Below are 11220 nucleotides of genomic sequence, written 5' to 3'. Positions count from 1 at the left end.
GTCGTCGGGCGCGGGCGCGGGCGGGGTGGGCGCGGGGCGGGTCGCGCGGTGCGCGCTGGTGCCGCGGGAGGTGGCGGCGGTGCCCGTGGCGGAGGTGGCCTCGGCCGCCGGGACGGCGGGCACCCGCTCGGTCGGCGTGGTCGCCGGGCGCGTCGCGTCGCCGGTGCCGGAGGCGGTCGACGCCGCGGCAGCGCCCTCCGGACGCGGGGCGTCCGCGTCCGTGCCGGCGGCGTCGGGGGTGCCCGGTTCCGACGCGCGCTGCTCCGCGGTGTCGGGCGCGGTCGACGGCGTGTCGTCCTGCTCGCGGTCCGAGGTGCTGCTCATGTCTGCTCCCTTGTCGCCGGCTCACGGTGCGCGGGGCAGGAGCGTCGGGCGCCTCCCGCGCAGCGGGTTCGGTGTCGACGCGGCCGCGCTGGTCACGTCGGTGCTCCGTCCGACCGTAGAGCGCCGGGTCGCCGCCCGCCCCACGGCGCGCCCGAGATGTCCGAATCCCGGGGGGATGTCCGGTCCGAGCTCGGTGCCTACTCCACCCGGCCCGACCTCAGCGCGTCGCGGCCGCCAGCGCCTCGGGCTCCGGCGCCGCCGCCGGGTCGGCGGGGGCGGCCGGCACCCGGGGCGGGGCCGCCGCGACCGCGTTCGCCGCGCCGACCAGCAGCCCGCCGCCGACCAGGTTGCCGAGCCCGACGAGCAGCACGTTCCGCGCGAACTCCGCGACGGTCGCGCCCTCGAGCCCGCCGACCAGGCCGAACGAGAACGTCGTCATGTTCGCGACCACGTGCTCGAAGCCCGAGGTGATGAACACCATCACGCACGCGAAGATCACGACGATCTTGGCGACCTCGTTCTGCAGCCGTCCGGCGCACCAGATCGCCAGGCAGACCATGAGGTTGCACATGACCCCGCGGAAGAACAGCTCGGTGCCGGACTCCTCGGCCTTGTGGGCGATCATCGACGCGATCATCCGGCCCGCCGGCCGGTCGGGTCCCAGCGCGCCGGAGAGGTGCAGGATCACCGCCAGCACGAACGCGCCCAGCAGGTTGCCGACCAGGCAGGCCAGCAGCGTCGCTCCGGCGCGCGCCCAGGAGATCGCCCCGCGCATCGCGCCCTGCGTGAACACCATCATCCCGGAGGTGGCGAGCTCGCCACCGGCGACGACGACGATCGTTAGCGCGACCCCGAACACGAGGCCCTGCACCAGCGGTGTGAAGCCCGACCCGACGTCGGCCAGCGGCCCGCCCGCCGTCGCCATGATCACGACGCCGAGCCCGATGTACGCGCCGGCGAGCATGGTGTTCACGAGGTAGACGCCGGGGCGGCGGGCGAGGTCGGTCTTCGCCCGGGCCGCCTGCGTCTGGTAGTCGAGGGCCTCGGCGACGCTGAGCATGCGATCAGGGTCCTGCGCCGCGGGAGCCCAGACGTGGGACGAAAGGCACGACCGCGGGCGGGTCAGTCCCGGGACAGCGCGACGACGACCTCGTAGTGCCCGGTCTGGGGGAACATGTCGAGCAGCCGGCCCCGGCGCGGCCGGAGCGACGGCATGGCGGCGAGGTCCCGCGCGAGCGACGCGGCGTTGCACGACGAGTAGACGACGTCCCGCACGCCCGACTCCTCGAGCCACCCGGCGAGCGCCGGCCCGATCCCGCGCCGCGGCGGGTTCACCACGACCAGGTCGGGCGGGGCCGCGGCGCCGAGCGCGAACGCGGTCGCGTCGCCCGCGGCGAACCGCACGCCCGCGAGACCGAGGTCGTCCCGGCTCTGCTCGGCGCTCGCCACGGCCTCGGCCGACGTCTCGATGCCGACGACGGTGCGCCCAGGCCGCGCGACGTGCAGCGCGAAGCCGCCGACGCCGCAGTACAGGTCCCACACGGAACGCGGGTCGGCGGCGTCCACCCACTCCCGGCCGATCCGGTACAGGGCCGCCGCGACGTCGGTGTTCGTCTGGAAGAAGCTCTGCGGCCGCAGGTGCAGGTCGACGTCGTTCACCCGCATCCGCAGGGTCGCCCGCTCGGTGAGCACGACCTCGGTGTCGCCCTCGAGGACGGCCTTGTGCTCGGGGAGCAGGTTCGCCGACACCACGACGGCGCGGGGCAGCGCGGCCAGCAGCCAGGGCAGGTGCTTCCGCAGCCGGGGGAGCGCCTCGGACGACCGCAGGACGAACCGCACCATGAGCTCGCCGTCGGGCGACTCGGTGACGAGGACGTACTTGAGCTCGCCCCGCCGCGTCGGCACGTCGTACGGCACCAGGCGGGCGCGGGTCACGAACTCCGCCAGCAGGGGCAGCGCGGACTGCAGCGAGGCGGGGTACAGGCCGCAGTCGCGCAGGTCGACCCCGACTCCGCCCGGGTCGAGGATGCCGAGCGTGGGGGCGTCGACCGTGCCGCCGACGGCCATCTTCGCCTTGTTCCGGAAGCCGGACTCGGCGCTCGCCACCGGGGGCAGCCAGTCGAGGGGCCCGAACGGGTCGACCAGGTCGCGGCAGCGCTCCTGCTTGGCGGCGAGCTGGTCGGCGTAGGGCTGCTCGATCCAGGTGCAGGAGCGACACCGGGCGGCGTCGAAGTGGTGGCACTGCACCGGTCGATCCTACGGGCGCGGGGGCGAGCACCCCCGGCCGCGGTGGGGGCCGGCCGGGCTCAGATCCCGGGCACCGGCACGACCGCGACCGAGCCCGTGTCGGCCCGGGGGCCGGCGATCGCGCCCGCCACCTGCGCCACCGCCGCGGCCACCGTGGACGCGACGTCGGGGTGGAACACGCTCGGGATGATGTACGCCGGGTTCAGCTCGTCGTCGGTCACCACCGAGGCGAGCGCCCGCGCTGCCGCGAGCAGCATCGCGTCCGTGATGACGTGCGACCGCGCGTCGAGCAGCCCCCGGAACACGCCCGGGAACGCGAGCACGTTGTTGATCTGGTTCGCGACGTCGCTGCGCCCGGTGCCGACGACCGCTGCGTACCGGGCCGCCTCGGCGGGGTCGATCTCCGGGCGCGGGTTGGCCATCGCGAACACGATCGCGTCCCGGGCCATCGTCGCGACGTCCTCGCCGGTGAGGATGTTCGGCGCGCTCACCCCGATGAACACGTCCGCCCCGGCCAGGGCGCCGCGCAGCTCGCCCGTGACGCCGCGCGGGTTGGTGCGCTCGGCGATCCAGCGCAGCTCGGGCGACGCCAGCTCGCGGCCGGTGTGCACGATGCCGTCGATGTCCGCGACCACGACGTCGTGCACGCCCGCCGACAGCAGGAGCTTGAGCACCGCGGTGCCCGCCGCGCCCGCGCCGGACAGCACCACCCGGACCTGGTCGATCTGCTTGCCGACGACCTTCAGCGCGTTGGTCAGCGCCGCCGTCACGACGATCGCCGTGCCGTGCTGGTCGTCGTGGAACACCGGGATGTCCAGGCGCTCGCGGAGCCGGCGCTCGACCTCGAAGCACCGGGGAGCGGAGATGTCCTCGAGGTTGATCCCCGCGAACACCGGCGCGACCCGCACGACCGTCTCGACGATCTCGTCCACGTCCTGGGTGTCCAGCGCCAGCGGGAAGGCGTCGATGCCGGCGAACCGCTTGAACAGCGCCGCCTTTCCCTCCATCACCGGCAGCGACGCCAGCGGCCCGATGTCCCCGAGCCCGAGCACCGCGCTGCCGTCGGTGACCACGGCGATGGTGTTCCGCTTGATCGTGAGGCGCCGCGCGTCGTCCGGGCGGGCCGCGATCGCCTCGCACACCCGGGCGACCCCGGGGGTGTAGGCCATCGACAGGTCGTCGCGGTTGCGCAGCGGCACCTTGGACTCGATCGACAGCTTGCCGCCGAGGTGCATGAGGAAGGTCCGGTCGCTGACCCGCTCGACGTCCACGCCGGGGAGCGCGCGCAGGGCCGCGACGATCTGCGCGGCGTGCTCCTCGCCGCTCGTGGCGCACGTGACGTCGACCGTCAGGCGCTCGTGCCCCGACGCCGTGACGTCGAGGGCGGTCACGATGCCGCCCGTCTGCTCGATGGCGGACGTCAGCTCGGAGACGGCCGTCGGCCTGGCCTCCACGTGCAGGCGCGCGGTGATGGACGAGGACACGCTCGGCGTCGAGGGCATGGGGTCAGTGTGACCCGGAACACGCCCGCGCGCCCAGGTCGGTGCCCCGGCGAGCCGCCCGCCGGGTGCGCGCTCGTAGGGTGGCCGCGTGCTGCCCGTCGTCCCGTCCTCGCCCCCGCCCGCGGGCGACGACCCGCTCGCGCCGCTGCTCGACCTGGCCGGCGTGCGCGAGGCCGTCGACCGCGCGCGGACCGCCTGCGAGGAGCTGCGCTGGCACGAGGCGTTCCGGCGGCGGTGGCGCGAGGTCAGGGCCGAGGCGGACGTGCGGGCGGCGCGCGCCGGGGCGGCGGTGGACGGGGCACGGGTGCCGCTGGACGTGCTGCGCGGGGTGGCGACGGGCGTGGACCGGGTGGGGTCGGGAGGCGATCCCGGCCCCGCGGCAGGCGGTGACTCGGCCGACCTGCGCGTGGCCGTCGGCGCCCTGCGGGCGACCGCGCTCGCGGCCACCTGGCGGCCCGACCTCGGCGCCCGCGCGGCCGACGCGCTGCCCCCGCTGGGCCAGGTGCTCGCGCGCCTGCACGCCGCGGCCGGAGCCGGGTGGCTGCCCGAGGCGGACCTGGGCCGCGTGCGCGCCGGGGACGCCGCACCCCGTGACCTGACGGGGCTGGGTGCGGCCCCCGACGGCCCCGCGGCCGCCGAGCGGCTCGCGCTGCTCACCCGCACCGTCGGCACCACCCGGGCGCCCGCGCTCGTCGTCGCCGCGGTGGTGCACGGGGAGCTCCTGGCGGTGCGGCCGTTCGCGGCGGCCAACGGCACGGTCGCGCGGGCGGCGGCGCGGCTGCTGGTCTGCGCGCGCGGGCTCGACCCGACCGGCGCGGTCGTGCCGGAGGCGGGGTGGGCGGCGGCGCCGGTGCCCTACCTCGCCACCGCGGCGCGGTTCGCGACGGGGACGCCGGAGGGCGTGGCCGCGTGGATCGGGGCGTGCGCGGACGCGGTGGTCGCGGGCGCGGCCGAGGGACGGCGGGTGGCCGACGCGGTGCTCGCGGGCCGGCTGGGCTGACCGGGACCCGGTCGTGGGCCGGCGACGCTCGCCCGGGAACGAACAACGGCGCCCGGGGAGGACGCCGTTGCCGAACGGACGACCGCGGGGGTTATCAGGCGTGCACTGGGTCAGTCGAGACGGGGTCGAGCCCGTTCGACGCGTCCTATGCGTGGACGGATCGCGCGTGGGTTCCCTCGGGCCGTTCTGTTGTGCTGCCCATCACAGCCGCTCGAGGGCCGTCTGGGAAGGGCTCATGGCGAACTCCCAGGTAGGTCTGAGCCGCCGCCCGGATGGCGGGACAGCTGCCCGGATGCCGGACGGTGCGGGGGCTCACGCGCGGCGTCGCCGGTCCCGGGCGGCGCGCGCGGTCCAGACGGCCCACGTGGTGAGCCCCGCGGCGGCGACCAGGGCGGCGACGCCCGCCACCAGGACCCCGCGCCGGGCAGCCGGGCCGGTGAGCTGCCGCAGCGCGGCGCGCCGTCGACCCGCCCCGACCGCGACGTGCCGGCGGAACACCAGCGGCGTCCACCCCTCCCGGCGCGCCAGCCGCCGCAGCACGCGGTCCGGGTTCACGACGTACCCGTGGCCGACCACGCGCAGCATCGGCGCGTCCGTGGCGGAGTCGGTGTACGCCGACGACGCGGCGAGGTCGTACCCGCGGCGCTCCGCGAGCTCCCGCATCGCGTGGGCCTTCGCCGGGCCGTAGGCGTAGAAGGCGATCTCGCCGGTGTACCGCCCGTCGGCGACGCCCATCCGGCTGGCGATCACCTCGTCCGCCCCGATCAGCTCCGCGATCGGCTCCACCAGCTCCGCGCTCGACGCCGACACGACCACGACGTCGTGGCCGGCCGCGTGGTGCTCGGCCACCAGGTCCAGCGCCTCGGCGTAGACCACGGGGCCGATCGCGTCCTGCAGGCTGGCGGCCACGATCGACGACACCCGCTCGACGTCCCAGCCCGCGACCATGGCGGACAGCTGGGCCCGCACGCGCTCGGTCCTGCCCTCGGTGGCGCTGCCGAGCAGGAACGCCAGCTGGGCCGCCGCCGAGCGGAGCGCCGCCCGCCGGGTGAGCAGGCCGCCGGACAGGAACGGGCGCGCGAACGCGCTCGCCGCCGACGTCGCGATGACCGTCTTGTCGAGGTCGAAGAACGCGGCGGCGCGCGTGGGCGGCGCTCCGCCGACGGGGGGCGCGGGCGAGGTGGGGCGGTGGGTCATGGGGACGGGTGCCTCCTGGACCGAGGGTATCGAGCCCCACCGGGACGACCACAGGGGCACCGCGCGTGCGTCGTCCCCAGGAGCAGGCTCGGCGGACCCCGGACGGGGGCGCGCGGACGGCAGCCTCGGGTGACGCGGGAGCGGCGGTCCGGGTCGGCCGGGCCGGTGACCGCCGGGAGGTGCGATGGCGGGGAGCGGGCGGCCGGCGGCCGGGGCCGGGGTGGTGGGCGTGGTCGGCGCGCGCGGCGGTGCCGGAGCCACGGTGACGGCGGCGGCGCTCGCGGCCGAGCTCGCACGGCGCGGCACGGCGGTGCTGGTCGACACGGGGCCAGGGCCGTCGGTCGACACCGTGCTCGGGCTCGAGGCGCACCCAGGGCTGCGCTGGCCGGACCTGGACGGCGCTCGCGGCGCGGTCGACCCGGCGCTGCTCGCCGGCAACCTCATGCGCTGGGGCCGGTGCGGGGTGCTGCCGACCGACGACGCCCGTCCCGGTCCGCCGCCGCCGGGGGTGCTGGGCGACGTGGTCCGGGCGCTCGCCGCCGCGCACGGGTCCGTGGTGCTCGACGTGGACCGGGCGGCGGTGCTCGGCGCCGCGGTGGAGGCCGGCGGGTCGGTGGCGGTGGACGCGCCGGTCGCGGGGGACGCGCGAGCGGTGGGGGACGGGCCGGCGGGGACGGGTGGACCGGCTGACGCCCGGAGGCTGGCGGGCGCGGCGGCGGCAGTGGGCGCGGATGAGGGCCCGGCGCTGCGAGGGGCGACGCTGCTCGCCGCCTGCCGGACCGTGCTCGTGGTGGTGCCGCGCGACGTCCCCGCGGTCGCCGGCGCGCGGCTGCTGCGGGACGGGCTCGTCGGCGCGGGTCGGCGCGTGGGCGTGGTCGCGCGGGCGCCCGCGCCGGGCGGCCTCGGGGTCGAGGAGGTCGCGGCCGCCGTCGGGCTGCCGGTGGTGGCCTCCCTGCCCTGGGCGCGCGGGCTGGGTGCCGCGGTCGACAGCGGGGTCGGCCCGGCGCTGCCGTCCGCGGCGGCCCGGGCGGTCCAGCGGCTCGCGCGGCGGCTCACGTGACGGGCGGCGCGGGAGGACGCGACCTCGGCGACGACGGGCACGGGGTCGGGGGCCTCGTCGCGAGCGTCCGGCAGCGGCTCGCCGCGGAGGGCGGACCGGTGACCGGCGCCCGGGTGTCCGCGGCGCTGCGGCAGAGCGGGCGGGTGCTCGGCAGCGCCGCGCTCACGGAGTTGGACGCGGTCGTCCGCGCCGAGATCGTGGGAGCCGGGCCGCTGCAGGCGCTGCTCGACGACCCGGCGGTGACCGACGTGCTCGTGAACGGTCCCCGCGACGTCTGGGTCGAGCGGGACGGGCGGCTGCAGCGGGCCGCCGTCGACCTCGGGGACGCCGCGCGGGTCCGGGCGCTCGCGGTGCGGCTGGCGGCGGCGGCCGGGCAACGACTCGACGACGCGCGGCCCGCCGCCGACGCCCGCCTGCCCGACGGCACCCGCCTGCACGCCGTGCTGCCGCCCGTGGCCGACGGGTGCGCGCTGCTGTCGCTGCGGGTGCTCCGGCACCGCGCCTTCACCCTCGACGACCTGGTCCGGGACGGCACGGTGCCGGCCGGCGCCCGCGGCGTGCTCCGCGCGCTGGTCGCGAGCCGGTCGAACCTGCTCGTCTCCGGTGCGACGGGCACCGGCAAGACCACCCTGCTCTCCACGCTGCTGTCGCTCGCCGACCCGGGGGAGCGGATCGTCCTGGTGGAGGAGGCGGGCGAGCTCGCGCCCCGGCACCCGCACGTCGTCCGGCTGCTCGCGCGGCGGCCGAACGTCGAGGGCTCCGGAGGCGTCGACCTCGGCGACCTGGTGCGCGAGTCGCTCCGGATGCGACCCGACCGGGTGGTGCTGGGCGAGTGCCGCGGGGCCGAGGTCCGCGACGTGCTCAGCGCCCTCAACACCGGCCACGACGGCGGCTGCACCACCGTGCACGCGAACGCGGCGGCGGACGTCCCGGCCCGGCTGGAGGCGCTCGGCGCGCTCGCGGGGCTGTCGCGAGAAGCGCTCGCAGCCCAGGCGGCGAGCGCGGTCCACGCCGTCCTGCACCTGCGCCGGGACCGGGGCCGGCGCCGGCTCGCCGAGATCGCCACCATCGGGCGCGACCCCGGGAGCGGGACGCTGGTGGTCCGCACCGCGCTCGCGGCCGGGCCCGACGGGGAGGTCGTCGCGGGGCCGGGGTGGGCGGGGCTCGCCGGGCGCCTGGCGCGGGTGCTGCCCACGGGGAGCCCGGTCGCGGTGGACGGGCCCCGGTGAACGCGGCTCGAGTGGGCGAGGACCGGGCGGACGCGGCTCGAGTGGGCGAGGACCGGGTGAACGCGGCTCGGGTGGGCGAGGACCGGGTGGACGCGGCTGCCGCGGGCGCGGTCCCGGTGGACGGGACCGCGGTGGGCGGGCCCCCGGTGGTCAGGGCCCCGGGGTGAGAGGAACGGCCGGCGGCGTGCTCGTGGTGGTCCTGACCGCCGGGGTCGTGCTCCTCGGCGGAGGGCCGGGTGCGTCGGCCCGGCGGCGCGCGGAGCGGCTCGGGCCGACGGGGACCGCGTCGAGGCGGCACGACCCGCCACCGTGGTTGCGCGGCCGACGGCGCGCCGGCCCGGACCCGGCGGCGCTCCTGGGTGCCGTCGTGACGGGCGTCGCGGCCGAGGTCCGCGCGGGCCGGTCGCCGGCGGACGCGTGGCGGCTCGTGCTGGGCGTCCCCGTGGGCGCCGACGGGGTCCCCGCGGCCGCCGACGTCCTGGCGGCGATCGCGCCCGGGCGCCCCGGGCGCCGGCGTGCCGGACCCGAGACCGCGGTGGTGCGTCGGCGGGTGTCCGGCGTGCTCGCCGCCGGCAGGCTCGCGGCCGAGCTCGGCGCACCGACCGCGGGCGTCCTCGACGAGTGCGCCCGCGCGCTCGCGGCGGACGCCGACGCCGAGACCGCCGTGCGCGCCGCCCTCGCCGGGCCGCGTCAGACCACGGCGCTCCTGACCTGGCTGCCCGCGCTCGGGGTCGCCCTCGGCACCCTGCTCGGCGCCGACCCGCTCGGCACGCTCCTCGGCGGTGGGGCGGGCACGGCGGCCGGCGTCGGCGGGGTGGTGCTGACGCTGCTCGGCCGCCGGTGGACGGGGCGCATGGTGGCCGACGCGCGCGCAGCCGGACCGGGGTCGGCGGCCGGGGTGGGCGCGCGGGTGCGGGTCGTCGTGGACGGGCGCGGTGCCTGAGGCGCTGCTGGTGCTGCTCACGGCGGCCGCCGCGCACCTGCTGCCGCGTCCTCGGGCCCGGCGCAGCGGCCCCGGTCCCCGACGGCACCCCGACCTCGCGGACGCGGACGCCGGGGACGTCGATTTGGTGACGGTGGTCGACCTCCTCGCGGTGGCCGTGAGCGCCGGGGCGAGCGTCCCCGGGGCGCTCGCCGCCGTCGGAGCGGCCCTCGGCGGCCGGCCCGGCCGGGACCTCGTCCGGGCCGGCGACGCGCTGCTGCTGGGGGAGCCGTGGGTCGCCGCGTGGGCGCACGCGGCGGACGTGGCCGCCGTCCTCGACGGTCTCGAGGCCGCGTGGCGGACCGGGGCACCCGCCGGCCCGGCGCTGCGGGCGTCCGCGGCCGGGCTCCGGCGCACGCGCGAGCGTGCTGCCCGCGAGGCGGCGGGGCGCCTCGGTGTCCGGCTGGTCGTCCCCCTCGGGCTGTGCTTCCTGCCGGCGTTCGTGCTGGTCGGTCTCGTGCCCGTCCTCGCGTCGCTGGGCCGCGGCCTGCTGTGAGCCGGTCGCGCGGGGGCCTCTCCGCCGACGACGTCCGGGCGCGGCGGTGAGCGGGCGGGCGGGACGGTGAGCGGACGGGCGGGACGGCGAGCGGGCGCCGAGTTCTCCACAGCCGCGGTCCGGGTGCGCGGTCCCCAGCTGGTGCCTCGCGGCCCGACGCGGGGCCTGCGGGTCTCGCCAGGGTCGGTCGTGCCGGTCGACGGGCGACCGGCAGCGAGGACGGGAGGTCCGAGATGCAGCAGGTGAGCAGTGCGCGGGCGGCGTGGGCGCATGCGCGCGGTCGCGTGGCGGGCGTGGCGGGGCGGGTGCCGGCGGGGCTGCGGCGTGCGAGGGCGCGGTTCGCGGGGACGACCCGGGACGCGGGTCTGGCGACCGCGGAGTACGCCGTCGTGATGATCGCCGCGGTCGGGTTCGCTGGGCTCCTGGTGGTGATCCTGCGCAGCGCGGAGATCCGGGAGACCCTGACGAACCTGGTCCGCGACGCGCTGTCGGTGTGACCGGTGCCCTGCGGTCGGAGCGGGAGCGCGGCTCGGTGACCGCCGAGTTCGCGGTCCTGCTCCCGGCCGTCGCCCTGCTCCTGGGGGTGGTGGTGGCGCTCGCGGCGTGCGCGTCCGCGCAGCTCCGGTGCGCGGACGCCGCCCGGGTGGCCGCGCGGGTCGCGGCCATCGGCGAGGACGACGCGGCGGTCGCGTCGGCGGCGCGGCGCGTGGCCGGAGCCGGTGCGCGCACGGCGGTCGTCCGGGACGACGCGTGGGTCGCCGTGACCGTGGAGGCGACGGTCGGCCCGGCGCTCCCGCTCGTGGGCGGCCTCACGGTGCGGGGTGCGGCCACGGCGTGGGTCGAGCCGTGACCGCCCTCCGGGAGGCGCCCCGCCGCGCGCCCGGCCGTGTCGGGCTGCGGGGTCGGGGCGGCACGCGGGAGCGCGGGTCCGCCTCGGTGCTCGTGATCGGGCTCGTCGGGGTGGTGGTGCTGCTCGCCGGGACGCTCGGGCTCCTCGGCGTCGTGCAGGCCGCGCGAGGCCGAGCGCAGGCCGCGGCCGACCTCGCCGCCCTCGCGGCGGCCGAGCGCCGGCTCCGCGGGCACGCCGATCCGTGCGGCCTCGCCCGGGAGGTGGCAGCGCGCAACGGTGCCGCGCTCGCGGGCTGCACCGCCGTGGGGGAGGGCGACGTCCACGTCCGCACGA

11 protein-coding genes and 2 pseudogenes are annotated in these 11220 nt (G+C 78.6%); 8 read left to right on the top strand and 5 right to left on the bottom strand.

Features of this window, described 5'->3' with window-relative positions:
* The 4 genes and pseudogenes from KVT14_RS08170 to KVT14_RS08155 all read right to left on the bottom strand — a co-directional run.
* Positions 1-324 (bottom strand): annotated as a pseudogene (locus KVT14_RS08170) (hypothetical protein); the annotation flags it as partial.
* Positions 325-541: 217 nt separating this feature from the next.
* Positions 542-1384: a formate/nitrite transporter family protein gene (locus tag KVT14_RS08165; RefSeq protein ID WP_217615191.1), complete on the bottom strand. Its 843-nt coding sequence runs from the start codon at positions 1382-1384 to the stop codon at positions 542-544.
* 62 nt (positions 1385-1446) lie between these two features.
* Positions 1447-2571: a 23S rRNA (uracil(747)-C(5))-methyltransferase RlmC gene (gene rlmC, locus KVT14_RS08160; RefSeq protein WP_217615190.1), complete on the bottom strand. Its 1125-nt coding sequence runs from the start codon at positions 2569-2571 to the stop codon at positions 1447-1449.
* 59 nt (positions 2572-2630) lie between these two features.
* On the bottom strand, positions 2631-4073 hold the full coding sequence (locus tag KVT14_RS08155) for an NAD-dependent malic enzyme (RefSeq protein ID WP_217615189.1): 1443 nt from the start codon (positions 4071-4073) through the stop codon (positions 2631-2633).
* 88 nt (positions 4074-4161) lie between these two features.
* On the opposite strand from KVT14_RS08155, the gene KVT14_RS08150 reads away from it, so the two are divergent.
* On the top strand, positions 4162-5073 hold the full coding sequence (locus tag KVT14_RS08150; RefSeq protein WP_308160963.1) for a cell filamentation protein Fic: 912 nt from the start codon (positions 4162-4164) through the stop codon (positions 5071-5073).
* Between the two features lie 312 nt (positions 5074-5385).
* Here the strand turns inward: KVT14_RS08150 and KVT14_RS08145 are convergent, their stop codons facing one another.
* Positions 5386-6270: an HAD family phosphatase gene (locus KVT14_RS08145; protein WP_217615188.1), complete on the bottom strand. Its 885-nt coding sequence runs from the start codon at positions 6268-6270 to the stop codon at positions 5386-5388.
* 184 nt (positions 6271-6454) lie between these two features.
* Between KVT14_RS08145 and KVT14_RS08140 the strand changes: the two genes are divergently transcribed.
* From KVT14_RS08140 to KVT14_RS22320, 7 genes and pseudogenes are all read left to right on the top strand, one after another.
* Positions 6455-7330: a pilus assembly protein FlpE gene (locus tag KVT14_RS08140; RefSeq protein WP_217615187.1), complete on the top strand. Its 876-nt coding sequence runs from the start codon at positions 6455-6457 to the stop codon at positions 7328-7330.
* Entirely contained in the window at positions 7327-8559 is a 1233-nt protein-coding gene (locus tag KVT14_RS08135) for a TadA family conjugal transfer-associated ATPase (RefSeq protein ID WP_217615186.1), read from the top strand. Before KVT14_RS08140 ends, KVT14_RS08135 begins: the two co-directional genes overlap by 4 nt.
* Positions 8560-8722: 163 nt before the next feature.
* Positions 8723-9502, top strand: coding sequence for a type II secretion protein F (locus KVT14_RS08130; protein ID WP_254630600.1), 780 nt, complete (start codon positions 8723-8725; stop codon positions 9500-9502).
* Positions 9495-10037, top strand: coding sequence for a type II secretion system F family protein (locus KVT14_RS08125; RefSeq protein ID WP_217615185.1), 543 nt, complete (start codon positions 9495-9497; stop codon positions 10035-10037). The genes KVT14_RS08130 and KVT14_RS08125 overlap by 8 nt, the downstream gene beginning before the upstream one ends.
* Positions 10038-10330: 293 nt before the next feature.
* Positions 10331-10534, top strand: a complete 204-nt coding sequence (locus tag KVT14_RS08120; RefSeq protein ID WP_308160962.1) for a DUF4244 domain-containing protein — start codon at positions 10331-10333, stop codon at positions 10532-10534.
* The gene (locus KVT14_RS08115; protein ID WP_217615183.1) at positions 10531-10887 is read left to right on the top strand and encodes a TadE family type IV pilus minor pilin; all 357 of its coding nucleotides are present in this window, start codon (positions 10531-10533) and stop codon (positions 10885-10887) included. The genes KVT14_RS08120 and KVT14_RS08115 overlap by 4 nt, the downstream gene beginning before the upstream one ends.
* Positions 10788-11210: pseudogene (locus tag KVT14_RS22320) on the top strand (Rv3654c family TadE-like protein); the annotation flags it as partial. The gene KVT14_RS08115 and the pseudogene KVT14_RS22320, both read left to right, overlap by 100 nt.
* Positions 11211-11220 lie beyond the last annotated feature (10 nt).

The sequence above is a fragment of the Cellulomonas sp. GbtcB1 genome (assembly GCF_019091725.1).
In the GTDB taxonomy this organism is placed as follows: domain Bacteria; phylum Actinomycetota; class Actinomycetes; order Actinomycetales; family Cellulomonadaceae; genus Cellulomonas.
This window is presented reverse-complemented; position numbering and strand designations above follow the sequence as displayed.